Here is an 18419-nt window from a genome sequence, read left to right on the forward strand (position 1 = left end):
TGTGATAAAACAAATCGAATGGTCGGAAAATCCGGTGACATCTCAGCAAGTAGTAGAATTTGAAACTGAGGTGCGATCGCCGCAACTTCAACGAACGGAAAATCAGGTAACGCCTGCACCAGTAGCAGATTCAGAGGAGGAGGATGTCGAACTAAACCAGCCAGCGAATCCGAACCGTAGCGTCGTCGAATCAGTGGGTGCAATTCCCAATCAGCTTTATGAGAGACTGGGCTTGACCATGCCTCGATGGCTGTTGTGGATCATGACGGTTGTCATCGGCATCATCTTATCTGGGTTACTGGTATCAACCTTAGCACTTTGGACTCCGCTATGGAGCAATCTAGATCGAACAGATGAAGATTTAGGAACTACTGCTAAAGACGAGGTAAAAATACCACTACCAGGGGAGTTATGGAGCAAACTCTCCCAGTACCAGCTTTCACGACCGATGAATATTTTAATTATGGGAATTGAACCAGTCAGTGGTACTGTTGATGGTTCACCAGAAAGCTTTGCTGGGAAAAGCGACACCATGCTACTGGTACGCCTGAATCCTAGTGAAAAATCTGTACGGGTGCTTTCCATTCCCAGAGATACGATGATCGCCATCCCCGAAAAGGGAGAAAAGGGATTAACTAAGGTATCTGATGCCAATACCAAAGGCGGCCCAGTGTTGGCAGCACGGGTAGTTAGCCGTACCTTAAACAATGCCCCAATTGATCGCTACATCCGTATTTCTACCAGTGGCTTACGGCAGTTAGTCGATCAGTTAGGCGGAGTAGAGGTCTTTGTTCCCAAATCAATGGAATATAAAGACTCCAGCAGTCGGCTGTCAATTAATTTAGTCAGTGGCTGGCAAACCATCAACGGCGAACAAGCAGAAGAGTTTGTTCGATTCCGCGAACCAGGTTTGGGAGATTTGCCGAGAGTACAGCGTCAGCAAGCACTAACAGCAGCCCTGCTGCAACGCTTAAATAGTCCTACCGTCTTACCCAGGTTGCCTCAATTAACTCGCTTGATGCGAAAATACTTTGATACCAACCTGAAGATGGAAGAAATGATGGCGTTGGTGAACTTCGGACTCAACTTGGATCGAGATAATTTCCAAATGACCATGTTGCCTGGTACGTTTAGCCGTTTTAGCAAAGATCCTGATAGCTATTGGCTGAACATGACTGGACAACAGAGCCTGTTGAATGATTATGTTGGGGTAAATGTACCTGGTCTAAAGCCAGATATGCGCCGGGTTCCTAACCTCAAAATTGCTATTCAAAATGCTTCCAATCAACCTCAGCTAACTGAAAAAGTTATTGCTTATCTCAAACAGAAAGGCTTTAATAATATTTACAAAGTGCCTGATTGGCCAGATACCCAACGTCAAACTCAGATTATTGTCCAAAAAGGCAACCGACGAGTTGGAGTTGATTTGCAAAAAGTCTTAGGCTTGGGTCAAATCGAGGTGTCGGCCATTGGTGATTTAGAATCTGATCTTACAATCCGCATTGGTAAAGATTGGAAATAGGCAAGAGTCATTAGTCATTAGTCATTAGTTAAATGACAAAGCGCAAAGTCTGAGCGGAGGTTTCCTCCGAGCCTCCTTCGGAGGAGCTACGCTAACAGAACTTTGTAAGAGAGGACTAATGACAAAGGACTACTGACAAATAATAAAGTTATGAAAAAGATTTTACTGCGCTTTTTTGGTTTGATTGCGATTTTGATACTAGCATTTTTGTGGATAATACTTAATCCCAAACCGGCTTTTGCTCAACTAAACACAATCAACTACAACAATATAAATTTAGAAAATCGTGACTTCTCCAATGCTGATTTAGCAGGTGTGACTTTTGTCGCAGCAGAAATGCGAGGCGCGAATTTTCAAGGAGCCAATTTAAGCAATGCAATTCTGACTAAGGGAATTTTATTAAAAGCAAATCTGGAAGGTGCGAACTTGAGCGGCGCTTTGGTTGATCGCGTGACTATGGATAGTGCTAACCTAAAAAATGCCATTTTTACAGAAGCCACTTTGACGAGCAGCCGCTTTTACGATGCTGATATCACTGGTGCTGATTTTACAGATGCATTAATTGACCGCTATCAAGTGTCGCTGCTGTGTGGAAGAGCTGATGGGGAAAATCCCGTTACTGGTGTGTCAACGCGAGAGAGTTTAGGTTGTAAGTAAAGAATCTCCGCCTTGAGCATAAAAGCAGAGACATTTTAGCGAAAAAATGGAAAATACAAATTCTTTATTAGGTTATGTATTATTAATTACCAATTTGCTTTTATTTTGGTATTTTATCAGAGGTAAAAATTCCAAAATTCATGAGCAAACGCAAAATCAACTTCAGCCAAAACCTTTTAAAACCTCGTTTCCAGCCTCTGGCTGGAAATGTTGCTCATTGCGGCTCTGCCGCGAGTCAGAGAGGCAGAGCCTCCCATAGACATTCCCAGTCTCTGACTGGGAACGAGACAATCTCATATTCGCTGGTTATATACTGGTTTTCACCTTAAGTTGACACCAATCTACAGATGTACGCTCCTAGCCGTGTATCTGTACCAGGTATTTCGTAAAATAGCATTATTGGAATTCCCGAAAATCAGTCACCTTTAACTAGTGGTGGGAATTTCAATCAAAAACTCTGTTCCTTCTCCTGGTTTAGAAGAACATTTAATCTGACCATGATGTTTTTCAACTATTATTTGATAACTGATAGATAATCCTAACCCTGTACCTTTACCTATTGCTTTTGTGGTGAAGAAGGGGTCAAAAATGTGCGATCGCACTTCTTCTGGAATCCCCAGACCATTATCAGCTATTCTAATTACAATCTGATTATTAACAGCTTGCGTACTAATCCAGATAGTTAAGGGTATTTTCGGACACCTTTGTGACAACTTAAAATACTTTTCCTGTATAGTTTTAAACTTTTCTTCCAAGGCATCGATACTGTTACTCAAAAGATTCATAAACACTTGATTTAATTGCGCGGGATAGCATTCGATCAAAGGTAAATTAGCATATTCTTTAACAATCTCAAGAGATGGGCGTTGATTATTATTTTTGAGCCGATGCCCTAAGATTAGCAAAGTACTATCCAATCCTTCATGAATATCTACAGGCTTCAATTCAGCCTCATCTGTACGAGAAAAGTTACGCAGTGATAGGACAATCTCACAAATCCGCTCTGTTCCTACTTTCATTGATTCAAGAGTTTTGGGTAAATCTTCGATGAGAAACTCCAAATCAGTCTTGTCAATTTGTTGTTGGACAGTTGGCAATAGGGAGGAGTTTTGACGGTAAAGTTTCACTACATTTAGCAGTTCTTGAGTATATTCAGTTAAATGTATGAGATTGCCAAAAATAAAACTGATAGGATTGTTGATTTCATGCGCGACTCCAGCAAGTAGTTGTCCTAAACCTGCCATTTTTTCACCTTGAATTAACCTAGTCTGAGTTTGTTTTAACTCTTGTAGGGCTTGAGTGAGTTCTGAGGTTTGACGTTTAGTTCGTTCGAGTAATTCTGCTTGCTGAATTGCAATTCCAAATTGCACCCCTACTTGAGCCAGTAAATTAATTTCTTCATTTTTCCAATAACGCGGTTGCGAATTTTGATAAGCAACTAATAATCCCCACAATTTTTCACCTTCCCGAATGGGAACAAAGGTTTCGTTGCGCGGAAGTTCGTTATCATCGTCTGTGTCCTCAAAAGCTTCTATAATCATTGGCTGGGCTTGTACAACAGGTTTCCAACCATCTTTAAAGGAATCTGCCACAAATTTACCGCTCCAATCTGAGTTGAAGCGGTAGATTGCAACTCGCTCGACTTCGAGCAACTCTCGCACAGCTTGAGTAGTGGTTCTAAAAATAGTTTTAATATCGAGTGACTGGCGGATTTTATCAATTGTTGCAGCCAGCAATTCTTGCCGTTCCATTGATTTCTCGCGTTCGGTGGCTTCTGCTAACTGGACAACCTGCATTTGAACTTGCTTTAAATAAGAATCCTGTTTTAATGCGACTCCCAATTGCTGGGCTATTTGACTGACAAATTCAATTTCAGAGGGTTGCCAGTCACGAGGAGCGTTGCATTGGTGAATACACAGCAATCCCCAAAGTTCACCTTTTTTCAATAGAGGTGCGATCATATTTGCCCGCACTTGAAATTTTTCTAGGATTTGGACATAGCAAGCTGGAATCTTTCCTTGATAAATGTCAGCGATCGCATTTACTCGACCTTGGGCGTAAAGGTGTGCAAAGTTTTCAGCGAAGCAATAATCATAAACTTTTTCTGCTATTACCGAGTTACATTCAGCTACAACATCCTCAGAAATAAATTCTCCTTCCCAATCTTTTTGAGGCTCAAAACGAAAGACTGCTACTCTGTCTGCTTGCAGCATTTGCCGGGACTCGGTGACAGTAGTCTGGAAGATTGTATCTAAATCTAGGGACTCCCGAATTCGAGTAATCACGCTAGTTAATGTCTTTTGTTGCTCTGCTTGGTACTGAGCCTGTGTCAGCAACTTATGGTGTCGCAGTGCCACACCAATTTGTGTACCAATTTTGGTCAGTGATTCGACTTCATAAGATTGCCACTGTCTGGGTGAAGCATTTTGGTAGGCAGCGATGACTCCCCAAAGTTGATCTCCCTGGAGAATGGGGGCACTTGCAAAGGCTTTTGCCTGGAATTGCTCCAACAGAGTTACATGGCAGTTTGTTAATCCGGCTTGATAAATGTCATTAACTGTAAATGTCTGGTTTTTAAGGTAACGTCCGCCTTGCGTCTGTTGTAAATAAGTATCAGCGATCGCAGGCTGAACACCAACTAAGGGAGTCCAACCTTCAGCATATGATTCAGCAACAAAGTTACCACTCCAATCGGCACTGAAGCTAAAAATGGCAACTCGATCAGCTTGCAGCAAGTGGCGTATTTCTTGAGTTGTGGTTTTAAAGATGGTTTCAATATCAAGGGGTGAGCGAATTTCATCGACAATCCGAGCAATTACTTGGTCGCGTTGAGCCGCTTGAGCCAATCTTGCGGCTTGCAATTGGACTTGGTGGAGATGCCTTGCTTGTTGAATGGCTACCGTAAGATGGTCAGCAATTTGACGAATAAACTCAATTTCCGATTCTTTCCAGTCACGAGGCTGACTACACTGATGAATGCAAAGCAATCCCCACAGTTCCTTATCCCGCGATAGAGGGACAATGAGATTAGCCTGTACCTGAAATTTACTCAAAATTGCTACATGACAATCACTCAGCCCCGCTTGGTAAATATCTGCTACTGCTTGCACTCTACCTTGTTGATAACTGGCAGCAAATTGTTTTCCAAAGCAGTGATCGTAAACTTTTAGTGCCAATGCCGAGTCCCAGCCAAGTGCAACATCCTCAGAAACAAATTCTCCTTCCCAATCTTTTTCTAAGTCAAACTGGAAGACGGCTACACGGTCAGCATTTAGCAACTGACGCACTTGGGTAACGGTGGTTTGAAAAATTGTCTCTAAGTCAAGAGACTCCCGAATTCGCACAATTACACTCGCCAGAGCCTTTTGTTGCTCTAGTTGCTCTTGAAGTTGAACGCTTGACAAAAGAAGTTGATTTTCCGTTAAATTTGAATTGGGTTCCATTGCTCTGGATTATGTCGGTTTTAATAATTCCTCATCCCAAGCTTCATAGAGTCAAAGGGGGTCAAAAATATGACAAGCTGCAAATTTTTGCAGTTTTCAACTATTTCCCAGAAGATGATTATTTTTATAGTTCCCTTTTCTTGATCTATTTTCGTAGTGGTTAAAAAATAATTTTGGCTTGTATACAGCAGAAAACATGACTAAGTTAGTGTTGCCGGGACTAATCAGAAAAGCGATCTGACCCCTTTAGGGGTTGCATTCCTCTCAAGAGGACTAAATACAAATCTTCAGCCATGTAGAGTATCTAAAAGGAAAATTTCAGTCCACTTGAGTGGACTTTAGCTATCAGCCCAGAACTTAAGTTCTGGGCGGGATATCGGTCAGCACGACACTTTGACTGTTATAAAAATGTGGGTAACGACAAGCCTAGAAAGAATTGGTATTACCTGAAAATAAGAGGGAATGAGAGCTAAAATGCTTACTACTATAGCGATCGCAGCAGTTTCGTTTTGAGCGTAGGCGCAGATCGTCGCAGCCATCGCACTTAAAATGATTGCCATGAGACTATAAACTAATGACTAATTTGCCAAAATTTGCCTGACAGACTGCGGAATTTCAGGTTAAATGTTTTAAAATATGCACTCTCTAAGAGTTGTCGGGTATTATTCGTGACACAACAAGACCAAAAACCCTCTCGTTCTTTCGCTGGAATTGCTGGCATTGTTGCCGCAGCCACATTAATTAGTAAAGTCTTCGGTTTAGTGCGGCAGCAAGCGATCGCTGCCGCTTTTGGTGTTGGTGCTGCTGCCACCGCCTATAGTTATGCCTATATTATCCCTGGCTTTCTATTAATATTACTTGGTGGTGTAAATGGACCATTACACAGTGCGATCGTCAGCGTTTTAGCCAAGCGGCGGCGAGAAGAAGCGGCTCCTTTAGTGGAAACCGTGACAACGCTGGTGGCTGGAGTGCTGTTGTTGGTGACAGTTGCTCAGATTTTATTTGCGGATGCGATCGTTGATTTCGTTGGTCAGGGTTTGGAGGCGACAACCAGAGCGATCGCCATTCAACAACTCCGCATTATGGCACCGATGGCTTTATTTGCCGGTTTAATTGGCATTGGCTTTGGTACTCTCAATACAGCCAATCAATATTGGTTGCTCTCCATTAGCCCCTTATTATCTAGTATTACGGTTGTTGCCGGACTTGCTATCTTAGCTATGCAACTGGGCAAAGATATGATTAAACCGGAGTACGCTTTAATCGGGGGAATGGTCTTAGCTTGGGGAACCTTGGCAGGAGCCGTTCTCCAGTGGTTAGTGCAGCTAATTGTCCAGTGGCGGCTAGGATTAGGCACATTACGCCTGCGGTTTGAGTTTAAATCCCCAGGCGTTCAAGAAGTCATTAAAATTATGACTCCGGCAACAGTTTCCTCTGGAATGATGCCAATTAATGTTGCCACTGACCTTTATTTTGCCAGTCCTATCCCTGGTGCTGCGGCAGGATTTAACTATGCCAATCTATTAGTTCAAACTCCCTTAGGGATTATTTCTAATATCATTTTGCTGCCCCTATTACCGATATTTGCCAAACTTGCTGGCCCCGAAAATTGGCCAGAGCTAAAATTACGCATTCGCCAAGGACTCCTACTCACTGCCTTTACCATGCTACCGCTAGGGGCGCTGATGGTGGCGTTATCAGTACCCATTGTGCAGGTGGTATATGAGCGCGGTGCTTTCAAGCCAGAAGCCACACAGTTAGTTTCATCATTGTTAGTCGCTTATGGAATTGGGATGTTTGTCTATTTGGGACGTGATGTTTTGGTGCGGGTATTTTATGCTTTAGGCGATGGACAGACACCTTTTCGCATCAGTATTTATAACATCTTACTCAACGCCTTACTAGATTCGTTTTTCGTTAAACCTTTTGGCGCTCCTGGTTTGGTGTTAGCAACAGTGGGTGTAAATTGCAGCTCAATGTTAATGCTGTTATGGTTGCTCGATCGCAAACTTAATGGTTTACCTTGGCGGGAGTGGAGTGTGCCAATTTTGGGTTTGGCTGCTGGTAGCGTCGTAGCTGGGGTAGCAACCTATGGGACATTGGTTGCTACTCAACAGTTGTTAGGTAAAGAAGGTTTAGTGATTCTGGTGTTGCAGTTGTGTGTATCTGGTTTCGTGGGGATTGCGGTGTTTGCTGCGATCGCTTCATCGATGAAAATACCAGAAGTCAATAGATTTATATCTCGTCTGCGTCAGCGCTTTTTGAAGAAATAACTCTCATTTGAATTCAGTTGGTACACCCAAGTGGGTGAACAATAATTCAGCCAGTAGGGTGAACCAAATGTGCGAGGTTACATTTTGTAAAAAAAGAGATTCTGGTACTAGAGAAGATTGATTTTACTTAACTCTGGTGAGAAGAATCCTATGAAATTTACAAAATTAGCTGCCTCTTTCCTTGCTGTTGCTTCAATTGTCCTTTCGGCGGGAATTGCTTCTGCTCAAACAGCCGGTACAAACGGTAATTACATTGGTGCTGGGATTGCGGTTGGTGCAACCAGTGGCGGACAAGGAAACGATGAAGCACAAGTTGGTGGCAATATCCAAGGACGTTACGCTGTTCCTAAAACACCTCTTTCAGTACGGGGTTCTGTGCTGTATGGTGGTGATGCTGCCGCCATTATGCCCATAGTGACTTACGATGCACCCATCGCCAAAAATACTAACGTTTACTTCGGTGGTGGTTATTCTTTTGTCACTGACGAAGGTCAAAAAACCCCATTGGGCAATCAGAATGCACCTGTAGTTACCCTTGGGATTGAATCAGAAGTTAGCAACAATGTCATTGCCTATGGCGATACTAAATGGGGTATTGGCGCTTACAGAAATAGTGATGCTGATGCTCTGAGCTTCCAAGCCGGATTAGGCTATCGTTTCTAGTAATTACGAGCTAGAAAACGGCTTATTCGGAAACTAAAGCAATGATGTTTGCCAGCCGTAATAGTAACTCATCCTGTCATATCTGAGTCTCCATACTCAGATATGACCATTTTTTTAATCAATTTAATTTATGATTTTGATAAACAATTGTATTGGCTATTATCAATAGCTTCTATTAAAGTAAAATGACCTATTTTGAATATGCTTAAAAGATATTACTCATGGAAAAGATTAATCCCATTCCAGAAATACTGGGTGAAACAACTGATGTAGAATCTTGGCTGATTCGAGCGGGGCTAAGATTTTCAGACTTAGGTGACGATGCTGCAAGTATTGTAATCCGCAAGCAATGGCGAGAGTACCAAGCCGCAGTTCAAAGATGCTGTGCAACCCTACACCAACCACCGTCAAGTGTTGAACTAAGCGGCGACTATGCCAAGCTGAGAATACCTGGTGGTGCATCAACTTATTCCGAAGCTAGGGCGGTGAAGTTTTCCAGGCGTGAGAGTGATTCCTTTGATCACTGATAACTGTTTAACTAAGGAACGTGGATTAAATAAAATGCAAAACTTCATCCTGTCTGACGATCCCTCTCCAATATATCGGAGAGGGATTGAGGGTGAGGTAAGCCAGGGACATAAATTGTATGTTATTTAATTCTTAGTCCTAATAATCCTGTTGAACGCCGTTTACTACTGGCTTAACTTCCGAAAATGGATCAGTGCCGCCACCCCAGTTAAAATCACTAATTCGGATGCTAAAACCGCCTAACTCCAGCACCGGATTGTAACGCAAGGTGATGCCATAGGTGCGGCGGCTATATTCAACAATGTAGTCGGTGCTAGTTTCTAGACCAGTATCCAAGTTAACAGATGTTTGGAAGCCTAAGCGAAAAGGACCGTAGATTTGCTGTGATATCCCACCGCTCAACACTTTGTTATCAACGGAGCGATCAAACAAAAATGGTGATAATCCGTTATTTAAACCTTGGGAATAGCTAATATTAAAGGCGGTATAGTCGAAAAAAGGTCGAGAAAAATGGCCAATTTGACCTTGTAAGCCAATTGTACCAGTTAAGATGCTTTGGTTATCACCATTGCTGTAATAACTGCTAGTGCCTGTGATGGCAGCGATCGCTTGCAAGTAAGGAACTACAGGTCTAGCCGTGTATCGTAATCCCTCAGTGGCAGTGGGTGGTAATGGTTTTCCCTGCCATAGCAACAGCCCTTTACTGAGGGTAACGCTGCCTTGTAAACGACCTAGTGAGATGCGATCGTTTTCACGCTGCGGTTTTAGTAAGTCTTGGCGATCGGTGTTGGCATCGATATATTGAGCGCTTGCTTGATAGTTGAGGTTAATGCCACTTTTTCCTAAAGGAATCACAGGAGAGGTAATAATGCCGCCAAAACTGCTCTGGACAGTTTGAAAGCCGAGGCTACCATTGTAGAGGCGATCGCGGTAGTTATATTGCAGATTCAAGATATGGGGAAGGGAACTGCCTAATGTCTGGCGCAATGACAAATTCACCCGCAAATTTTCTTCCAGATTGTTCAAGTCAAAACTGGTTAACTCCCCAGTTCCCTCAACTACTGTCCGTGGACTCAAAACGGAATTTATCTTTGTCTTCACAGCAAATAGTGCGCCTAAATCACCCGCGCCTTCTTGCACAGCTCTCTGTACTAACAACTGGGGCGTGATCGTCCAGCGTGTGTTGTCTGTATTGATCACTGGAAAGCCACGCTCAACATACAACCCACCCCGCTTATCTCCATCATAGCCAGGGGAGACTATAAAGGGTGTAACGTCCCGTTCCCGACGGTCAATAGTCTGCTCATCCACCGGAATTGGTAAGGAGAGTGTTTGATCAAATACCAAACGCTGTCGCTGTGTCCTGATCCGGTCTAGCAAGGGTGTCTCTCGCGTCAGAGTTACTTTATCTGCGCGTAATTCTAGTTCTGGGGGCGAAAAAGGATCATTGGTGATGCGGACATCGCTTGCTTGCCAGCCTTGCGGATAAAAATCAATGTGTTCAGCTTCAAACCTGAGCCGATTGACTACACCCCCTGATTTCGGTGGCGGGATGTTGGTAGCATTTGCCCGGCCACCAAATGTCACATCAATTCCTCCAGGGCTGCTCACACCGGAAAGGGGCTGATTGGCTCGAATGTGATCGCTTGCCGGACGTTTTGAAACTCCACCAGCAGTTACATCCGTGGGCGAGAAAGCAAAATCTGTTTGGGCTGAGGGTACATAAATTTCTCCTCTCCCATTTTCCAGTTCCCCACTATCTTGAACAAAGTTATAGGTAAAGCGTTGTCCACGCAGTATCTGATCGCCCCGTGTTAAGGTGACATTACCTTCTCCCGCAGCGATCAAGTTGTCCAAATTGACTTGCAGGCGATCGGCATCCACCACCGCTCCATCAAATCGCACAACTACATTACCTACAGCTGTAACAATTCGCCGTTGCTCGTCATACTCTTGCCGATCTGAAGTCACTTCCACAATTCTCGGTCTGACTGGCGGCGTGCTAGCTGGTGCAGTTGTACCAGATGGTTGACCTTGTGGCTGATTGGTGGTATTTTCCTGTGGTGTAGGTGTTGGTGCTTGGCTTTGTTGCTGGGTTTGGGACTTAAATTCTACAGTGATGGGCGCTGAGAGTTGGTTTGTCGGGCTGCGAGACTTAAATTCTATAAAATTTTGTACTGATTGAGAACTCGGTGCCAGATCAGTAGCAGATACAGAGATATTCTCTCCTCCTGAAGACTGTTGGGCAGTAATATCACTTTGCTGTTTTTGTTGGGTTAACTTCTGGGCTAAAATTTCCGCCTTCGACTCAACTAACTTGTCGCTGTTTGTCACACTTGGAGCAACGTCTAGTGGAGGCAGGGGAGCAGGGAGCAGAGAGAATGGGGGAAGTTTCTCCCCATCTCCCCCAATTCTCACTCCATAAGGGTTTTGAGCCTCACTGCCCTGATGGCGATTCGGGGCTAGAACCTCTTGCATGGGATAACCAACTACCACCGACTGCCCCAAAAGTGCAGCACTCCTAGAAGCGGTAAGGGGGGAAAATTCTAGTGGAAAGGTTTCTGGTGAATGAGGTACAGAGGAAGTTTTGGCAACTACCAAGTCATCCTGAGTTGAGTTGATCACAGTTGGCAATGGCGGATCAATCTTAGTGTCACCCGCAATTGCCAACTGAGCCAAAGCCTTGGGCTGCTTGAATTTGTCTATCTTTTCGTGTATTCCAGTCTCTACACCTGAAAGAAACTTTGAATGACTAGCAGATGAGGCGGGATTTACAGGTTGTAAAGATTCGAGGATATGAGGCGGATTGGGCGGCAGAAATGGGTGAAGCATATTTGAGCAAAATCGGGCTAACAAACAGCCAAATGACGGACGGAAGGATAAATATACATTTTGCCTTCCGACTGTCGCCTTCTGCTACCTGGAGCAAGCCACTTGGAAGAGGAAACTTACTAGGCGAAAGTTTAGTAAGTTTCCGTGGCCTTTAGTATCTTCCGCCTTCCAAAGTCGCGGATGATTTATCGTCCTTTTACTCTGAGTCCCGACGGCCGGGGTTACGAGCGGGATCGTTCGATAAAAATCCGAAGATGAACAGAGCGGCGAAGAAGGCAACAACAATATAAACAGCGATTTTTAAAGTCAGCATAGAAATATCTCCAACGGGTAAGACAAAAAGAGCTTTTCTTTCAGGATCTACCATGCAGAAAAGATAGCTCCTTTATATTACCCAAATCTCGTCCTTTTTTTAGATGAACTCTGGTGACGTTTGCTCTTGTGACGTTGAGTAACGGCAAAAGTTTCTTAAAAAAAGGAAACAGGGAAAAGGAGATTGTTATGATGCCCAATACCCAATACCTAATATTTCTCTACCAGAGGCTGCGATTCTATCGAGCGACTTGTGCCGAGGTAAGCCGAGGTAAGCCAGATGGTCAGTACAAGTCAGTACAACTGCCCCATGCCCCATGCCCTATTTCTCAGTTTTAACTTTTGCTAGGTCTTTGCCAATTCGGTTTTTGATTACTCGTGCAGGTATACCTACAGCAACAGAGAAAGGAGGAATATCTCTATTGACAACTGCTCCCGCACCAATAACACTGCCTTTGCCTATGGTAACGCCATCTAATACTGTTACGCCATGCCCTAGCCAACAATCATCCTCAATCACAATTCCCTTGCGAGTAACACCTTGGTATTTAATCGGCTCCATCGGATCGGCAAAATTATGATTATTGGCATATATCCCTGAGTGGGCAGCAATCAGGCAGTGTTTACCAATTTTAATGTCTCCTGGCCCCTCAATAGACACGTTGGGAGCAATGAAGGTGTCTTCATCAATATGTATATACGTATCTTCCAAAGACCCGATATCAACGTTACGCTCAATAGCGACTCTATTTCCTAGATGAATTCTATTATTTTTGTGTCCTCTAGCATCCATCCGCACACCCTTGAAAATATAGACTCCACTACCTATCTCAATACAAGAAGTACCGTTAAATTCAACACCATTTTGAATATAGACTGGGCTGCCTATCTGGGCAAAAATACTACGATATCCCAAATTACGCAACTTTGACCCCAGAAGAAGTGTCGGAATATCTCCTAACACTGTAGTTACTAAAAGTTCTTGCACGCGCTGCAATTTTGAAAAATATTGCTCGTTAGGCATGGTTACATATCTCTTGAATCAATTGTTGTTGACAGTCTTAAAAGTTGTTTTGGCTGTATCCTAATCTTTTACCAATACTAACAGCGTTAGTATTCATTGACACAGGAGGTAAACTGGCAATATCACCGAATTTTCTCCATATTTTTAGGTAGTTTTCCAACATTTGAAAAACTAGAGCATGGCTTTGACTATGTGAGCAATTTTTAAATTTATGTGTGTAGAATCACTCAATTTATATGCAAAATTGCGTTAAGTCGCTAGAAGCTTTTGTACAATAGGTACGTAAAAATTTGGCTTCTTTTTGATCAGCTAAATTAACAAAACAATTTCAGTGCATTGCAAGATCAAAGCTCAGGCTATTAAATTGTCTGATGGCAAAATTTGCTGGTTTAAATAGGATACTGTTTTGGTTATCCAGTAAATTTGCAAAGCTTGTTACCGAAACAGTGCTGTTAGCGGATAGCTAGGGTTTAGCCCGTGTTGAGTATGAGGCTACTTTCTCTCAAGCGGTTTTAATCTTTTAAAACAACTCAGTTCCACAAGCTATTTTGCAACAAAAAATACATTTGACTAGACTATTTCAAAGATTTAGATAAAATTTTTGCCTAGCATGACAATGTAATTATTGTTGGATTTTTCTGGGTACTTTTCCCCAAATAAAACCCAATTAGGGTGGATTATCTCCCACATCAGCCATTACATTGAAGTTAACCATCGGTGCAAACAAGTAAGCGCTTCCCCGACTGCTATGACGGCTTTCTTGCAACGAATTTCTAGAGTATGCTGCTCCAATCATGTTGCACACAGATGATTTACAGACTAACCAATTCACGTTTATAATTAGATGAATGGTTTTTAATGACAATTATTTTTAACCATAGCACATTTTATTTTTAGTGGAACACTCTTAATAAATAAGTTGATTTTCAGGTTGCTTGTTGATGAGAATGATGGAAATCAGTTAGCTTTTTTACGGGAGCGATCGCTACTCCCAAATAATTTTATACACTTAGATAAAATCCCTTGAGGATGGGGAGTTGAAAAATGTTTTAAGCGGTTAATTGGCATTCTTATCTATAAATTTGTAAATCACCCATTCGGGTGAGCCAAGCGGGTGATGCGTTCTTAACACTACTTATTATAAATTCTATTCAAAGAGAGCTAAAAGGTAGCTTAGTTTCTGGGAAAAGTCCACAGAATAACATCACACACCCAAATTGAGGTATCGGTTTTAACTCACACACTTGGTTCAAATTATGGCTTTAATTAAAAAACTTGTGCAACAAGCTCTAACTACTGGCTATCTGAGTGTTAGAGCCGAAGATAAACTGCGATCGCAGCTTCAAAGTAATTATGACTCAGAAGACCTAGATGCCTGGATCATTTTACAACGAGCTATTGTAGCAGGTGATATCAAACAAGAGTCGCGCCGAAAAAAAGCTTCCCTCTCTCCTAAAGCCAAGGACACTTCATCAAGTATCAAACTTGCTTATCAAATGGCCGCGGAGATTGCTTATGCAGCAGCTGTAGCTTTGTCAATGACAAAAAGTACTAAAGATCAACCTTCACTAGGTGCGTAAAATAACACCTTTCTAAGTTATTTTCCTGTTTTAGTTTCAAAATTTAATACCAAGTAGTTAGCGTAGGCGTAGCCCAACCCAGGCATCGCTTTTACTGGTTAACTGCTTGGTACAGTTTTCGCATCAGATAATTTTAGGCGATGTCTAGAACGGGCTATGCGGTGACGCATCACCTTAAGCTAACCTTAACCGAAATTTAAGTCTTTCCCTCGAACTGCTTTTTTGACAGCGCAATTTTATTAAAAAATAATTAAAAAAAATTTAACTTTCCTAGACACAGCTATGAGGAATTTTCACCCTCAGCCAAGACCCTAGAATTGATCCCCGGAATAAATACTAAAATAAATATAAATTATTTATTCAAAACTAGATTTTTTTAAGTGATACATACCAGTAAATGATTAAATCTTAATATACCAAATACATGGCTGAGATAACGCATAGAATGAGAAACACCTTGGTGTAAACTTTAGCAACGAGGTTAAAAAGAATTCTCAATGCTTAACAAAGTCATAGCTTTTTCACAAACTACAGTATAAAGAATTGGCAACATTGGGAAAGAGAGTAAACAATAACCATAGCTAAACTTGGAGTTTTGCCAACCTATGCAGCCAATTCGTACATTTAACGTATCGCCTTCACTACCGCCGCGACTCGAACCACTGCGGCGGCTAGCATATAACTTGCACTGGGATTGGAACGTTGACACTAAAGATTTATTTCGTCGCTTAGACTCCGACCTGTGGGAGTCTAGCCATCATAACCCGGTGTTGATGCTGGGTACTATCTCTCAATCGCGGCTTCTGGAAGTTGTTGAAGATGAAGGCTTTCTAGCGCAAATGGATCGATCTGACCGTCAGTTAGAAGATTATTTGCAAGAGCGCACTTGGTATCAGAAACAACGGGAGGAGAAACCAAAGGAATGCTACGCCTATTTTTCGGCGGAATTTGGACTTGTAGATTGTTTGCCCGTCTATTCTGGGGGCTTGGGCGTTTTGGCGGGGGATCACCTCAAATCTGCCAGTGACCTGGGGCTACCGCTTGTAGGTGTAGGTTTACTGTATCAGCAAGGCTACTTTGCCCAGTATCTCAATGCCGATGGCTGGCAACAGGAACGCTACCTGAGCAACGATTTCTACAATATGCCCTTGCATCTAGAGCGCAATTCCGATGGTTCAGAACTGCGGATTGCGGTAGATTATCCAGGACGCAAGGTGTATGCCAGAGTTTGGCGCGTACAGGTGGGAACGGTGCCCCTATATTTGATGGACACCAACATTGAACCCAACATTACTTACGATCACGACATCACAGATCAGCTGTACGGTGGCGACATCGATATGCGTATCCACCAGGAAATCATGCTGGGAATTGGTGGTGTGCAAATGCTCAAAGCTTTGGGGCTGAAAGTCACCGCCTACCATATGAATGAAGGCCACGCCGCCTTCTCTGCCTTAGAGCGCATCCGCTTGCTGATTCAGGAAGAGGGACTGAATTATGCCCAAGCTAGACAGGTGGTGGCTTCCAGCAATATCTTTACCACTCACACGCCAGTACCAGCAGGGATTGACTTGTTCGCTCCCGAAAAAATGCTGTATTACCTGGGGTACTATGCAGAGATATTTGGGTTGCCCAAAGAGCAATTTTTAGGACTAGGGCGCGAGAATACAGGCGATTTATCTGGGCCTTTCAGTATGGCGGTACTAGCGCTGAAGATGGCAACATTTTCTAACGGTGTCGCCCAACTGCATGGTGTGGTGTCGCGGCAAATGTTCCAGGGCTTGTGGAAGAAGGTGCCAGTAGAGGAAGTGCCGATCGCCGCAATTACCAACGGTGTCCATGCTCGGAGTTGTGTTGCCAAATCGACTCAAGAATTGTACGATCGCTACTTAGGGCCAAATTGGTCATCAGCACCACCAGATAGCCAATTGTGGGAGCGGATGGAAGCTATACCCGATGAGGAGTTGTGGCGCAATCACGAACGCTGCCGCTTAGATATGGTTTTGTATGTGCGAGAGCATTTGGTCAAACATTTGCGCGATCGCGGCGCTTCCGCCTCGGAAATTTTCCAAGCCCAAGAAGTTTTAGATCCTTACGCTTTCACCATTGGCTTTGCCCGTCGCTTTGCCACCTACAAACGCGCTACCCTCTGGATGCGTGATTTGGAACGTATTAAGCGGCTTTTGCTGGCTAACAAAGACCGGAAAGTGCAATTTGTGATTGCTGGTAAGGCGCATCCCAAGGATATTCCCGGTAAAGAACTCATCCGCGATATCAATCACTTTATCCGCGAACAACATTTAGAAAAACAGGTAGTGTTTGTTCCCAATTACGACATTCATATTGCCCGGTTGATGGTTGCAGGTTGCGATATCTGGTTAAATACACCGCGTCGTCCACGGGAAGCCTCTGGTACGAGTGGGATGAAAGCAGCAATGAATGGATTGCCGAATTTAAGTGTACTAGATGGCTGGTGGGATGAAGCTGATTACGTCCGCACAGGCTGGGCAATTGGACATGGAGAGAATTACGACGATCCTAACTATCAAGATGAAGTAGAAGCAAATGCTCTCTACGAGTTGTTAGAGAAGGAAGTTGTACCGTTATTTTATGAACAACGGGATAGTGATGGCTTGCCCCGTCCTTGGGTTGCCAAAATGAAGGATGCAATTCGGTTGAATTGTCCCTTCTTTAATACAGCGCGGATGGTAGGAGAATATGCTCTTAGAGCTTATTTCCCAGCTAGCGATCGCTATCATACCTTGACTGTTGATAACTATGCCCCAGCTAAAGAACTAGCTGCTTGGAAAGAGAAATTGAGCGAACACTGGTTCAACATCACAATCAAAGATATTGACGTATCGGCAGCTTCAGACATTGAGGTTAACCAAACCGTTGCTGTCAAAGCCAAGGTTGACTTGGCAACTTTGACCGATGATGATGTGCAGGTGGAACTATATCAAGGTGCGATCGATGCCAATGGTGAGATTGTCAACGCTGTCCCAGTGGTGATGGATTACCAAGGGGAAGATGCACAGCAATTGAGTATTTACACGGGTAATATCACCTATACCGCTTCTGGTTTGCAAGGCTTGTCTTTGCGTGTATTGCCGAAGAATCAAAATCTGGCTAATCCCTATGAACCAAGGTTAATTGCTTGGGCAGAATAAGAGGGCTGAGTAGTTATTGAATACTCAAGAAAAGGCGTTGCTGATTTAAGTTTAACAACGCCTTTTATCTGCATGCTAAATACAGCAGATTGCAACAAGCGCCTCTGTACAGATTATTGTAAGGGCACAACATTGTTCATTGGTGTCAACTTAGCGTGAAAACCTTCCTAGAACCAGCTTTTAGATTGTCTCGTCAAGAGTCTCCGACTGGGAATGCCGTTCTAGAGGTTCCGCCTCCCTTGCTGACGGCAGAGCCGCCAGGAGGAGCATTTCCAGCCTCTGGCTGTAAACGAGGCTTTAAAAGGGTTTGCGCTTAAGTTGACACGTATGAACATTGTTGTGCCCCTACCTGTCTACCTCATTTACCTGAAAAACTCTGTATCTCGGCTCCACGGTTGTAACGTACTTAATCCCA

15 protein-coding genes are annotated in these 18419 nt (G+C 43.3%); 8 read left to right on the top strand and 7 right to left on the bottom strand.

What is annotated here, in order from left to right:
* Position 1: 1 nt before the first annotated feature.
* Complete coding sequence (locus tag V7K31_RS10575; protein WP_335094247.1) at positions 2 to 1522, top strand: LCP family protein; 1521 nt, start codon at positions 2 to 4, stop codon at positions 1520 to 1522.
* A gap of 150 nt (positions 1523 to 1672) precedes the next feature.
* Entirely contained in the window at positions 1673 to 2179 is a 507-nt protein-coding gene (locus V7K31_RS10580; RefSeq protein ID WP_335094248.1) for a pentapeptide repeat-containing protein, read from the top strand.
* 425 nt (positions 2180 to 2604) lie between these two features.
* Here the strand turns inward: V7K31_RS10580 and V7K31_RS10585 are convergent, their stop codons facing one another.
* Positions 2605 to 5622, bottom strand: a complete 3018-nt coding sequence (locus tag V7K31_RS10585; protein WP_335094249.1) for a GAF domain-containing sensor histidine kinase — start codon at positions 5620 to 5622, stop codon at positions 2605 to 2607.
* Positions 5623 to 6002: 380 nt separating this feature from the next.
* On the bottom strand, positions 6003 to 6182 hold the full coding sequence (locus tag V7K31_RS10590) for a hypothetical protein (RefSeq protein ID WP_335094250.1): 180 nt from the start codon (positions 6180 to 6182) through the stop codon (positions 6003 to 6005).
* 108 nt (positions 6183 to 6290) lie between these two features.
* On the opposite strand from V7K31_RS10590, the gene murJ reads away from it, so the two are divergent.
* The 3 genes from murJ to V7K31_RS10605 all read left to right on the top strand — a co-directional run bounded on the left by murJ (position 6291) and on the right by V7K31_RS10605 (position 9085).
* A complete protein-coding gene (gene murJ / locus V7K31_RS10595) occupies positions 6291 to 7895 on the top strand; it encodes a murein biosynthesis integral membrane protein MurJ (RefSeq protein ID WP_335094251.1) in 1605 nt (534 codons plus the stop codon).
* A 150-nt stretch (positions 7896 to 8045) separates the two neighbouring features.
* Positions 8046 to 8558: an outer membrane beta-barrel protein gene (locus tag V7K31_RS10600; protein WP_335094252.1), complete on the top strand. Its 513-nt coding sequence runs from the start codon at positions 8046 to 8048 to the stop codon at positions 8556 to 8558.
* A 221-nt stretch (positions 8559 to 8779) separates the two neighbouring features.
* Positions 8780 to 9085 carry a hypothetical protein gene (locus V7K31_RS10605; protein ID WP_335094253.1) on the top strand — a complete coding sequence of 102 codons (306 nt, stop codon included), beginning with the start codon at positions 8780 to 8782 and terminating at the stop codon, positions 9083 to 9085.
* 139 nt (positions 9086 to 9224) lie between these two features.
* On the opposite strand, the gene V7K31_RS10610 is transcribed toward V7K31_RS10605, so the two are convergent.
* The 5 genes from V7K31_RS10610 to V7K31_RS10630 all read right to left on the bottom strand — a co-directional run bounded on the left by V7K31_RS10610 (position 9225) and on the right by V7K31_RS10630 (position 14086).
* Entirely contained in the window at positions 9225 to 11918 is a 2694-nt protein-coding gene (locus V7K31_RS10610) for a DUF3769 domain-containing protein (RefSeq protein ID WP_335094254.1), read from the bottom strand.
* Positions 11919 to 12114: 196 nt separating this feature from the next.
* Positions 12115 to 12231 (bottom strand): photosystem II reaction center protein I, encoded by a 117-nt coding sequence (locus V7K31_RS10615; protein ID WP_335094311.1) that lies wholly within the window; start codon positions 12229 to 12231, stop codon positions 12115 to 12117.
* A 186-nt stretch (positions 12232 to 12417) separates the two neighbouring features.
* Positions 12418 to 12549, bottom strand: a complete 132-nt coding sequence (locus V7K31_RS10620; protein WP_335094255.1) for a hypothetical protein — start codon at positions 12547 to 12549, stop codon at positions 12418 to 12420.
* Positions 12550 to 12552: 3 nt separating this feature from the next.
* Positions 12553 to 13254 (bottom strand): acyltransferase, encoded by a 702-nt coding sequence (locus V7K31_RS10625; RefSeq protein ID WP_335094256.1) that lies wholly within the window; start codon positions 13252 to 13254, stop codon positions 12553 to 12555.
* A 667-nt stretch (positions 13255 to 13921) separates the two neighbouring features.
* Complete coding sequence (locus V7K31_RS10630; protein WP_179063512.1) at positions 13922 to 14086, bottom strand: hypothetical protein; 165 nt, start codon at positions 14084 to 14086, stop codon at positions 13922 to 13924.
* Positions 14087 to 14510: 424 nt separating this feature from the next.
* On the opposite strand from V7K31_RS10630, the gene V7K31_RS10635 reads away from it, so the two are divergent.
* The 3 genes from V7K31_RS10635 (at position 14511) to V7K31_RS10645 (ending at position 18321) form a co-directional block, all read left to right on the top strand.
* Positions 14511 to 14834, top strand: coding sequence for a hypothetical protein (locus V7K31_RS10635; RefSeq protein WP_335094257.1), 324 nt, complete (start codon positions 14511 to 14513; stop codon positions 14832 to 14834).
* A 605-nt stretch (positions 14835 to 15439) separates the two neighbouring features.
* Complete coding sequence (glgP, locus tag V7K31_RS10640) at positions 15440 to 18004, top strand: alpha-glucan family phosphorylase (RefSeq protein ID WP_335094258.1); 2565 nt, start codon at positions 15440 to 15442, stop codon at positions 18002 to 18004.
* Between the two features lie 155 nt (positions 18005 to 18159).
* On the top strand, positions 18160 to 18321 hold the full coding sequence (locus tag V7K31_RS10645) for a hypothetical protein (RefSeq protein WP_335094259.1): 162 nt from the start codon (positions 18160 to 18162) through the stop codon (positions 18319 to 18321).
* Positions 18322 to 18419 lie beyond the last annotated feature (98 nt).

The organism is Nostoc sp. (genome assembly GCF_036917675.1).
In the GTDB taxonomy this organism is placed as follows: Bacteria; Cyanobacteriota; Cyanobacteriia; order Cyanobacteriales; family Nostocaceae; genus Nostoc.

What these genes read in the sequence shown, in the direction of transcription:
- V7K31_RS10580 (WP_335094248.1), top strand. Translation starts at nt 1,673, where the DNA reads ATGAAAAAGATTTTACTGCGCTTTTTTGGTTTGATTGCGATTTTGATA.
- V7K31_RS10585 (WP_335094249.1), bottom strand. Translation starts at nt 5,622, where the DNA reads ATGGAACCCAATTCAAATTTAACGGAAAATCAACTTCTTTTGTCAAGC.
- V7K31_RS10590 (WP_335094250.1), bottom strand. Translation starts at nt 6,182, where the DNA reads ATGGCAATCATTTTAAGTGCGATGGCTGCGACGATCTGCGCCTACGCT.
- V7K31_RS10600 (WP_335094252.1), top strand. Translation starts at nt 8,046, where the DNA reads ATGAAATTTACAAAATTAGCTGCCTCTTTCCTTGCTGTTGCTTCAATT.
- V7K31_RS10605 (WP_335094253.1), top strand. Translation starts at nt 8,780, where the DNA reads ATGGAAAAGATTAATCCCATTCCAGAAATACTGGGTGAAACAACTGAT.
- V7K31_RS10610 (WP_335094254.1), bottom strand. Translation starts at nt 11,918, where the DNA reads ATGCTTCACCCATTTCTGCCGCCCAATCCGCCTCATATCCTCGAATCT.
- V7K31_RS10615 (WP_335094311.1), bottom strand. Translation starts at nt 12,231, where the DNA reads ATGCTGACTTTAAAAATCGCTGTTTATATTGTTGTTGCCTTCTTCGCC.
- V7K31_RS10620 (WP_335094255.1), bottom strand. Translation starts at nt 12,549, where the DNA reads ATGGGGCATGGGGCAGTTGTACTGACTTGTACTGACCATCTGGCTTAC.
- V7K31_RS10625 (WP_335094256.1), bottom strand. Translation starts at nt 13,254, where the DNA reads ATGCCTAACGAGCAATATTTTTCAAAATTGCAGCGCGTGCAAGAACTT.
- V7K31_RS10635 (WP_335094257.1), top strand. Translation starts at nt 14,511, where the DNA reads ATGGCTTTAATTAAAAAACTTGTGCAACAAGCTCTAACTACTGGCTAT.
- glgP (WP_335094258.1), top strand. Translation starts at nt 15,440, where the DNA reads ATGCAGCCAATTCGTACATTTAACGTATCGCCTTCACTACCGCCGCGA.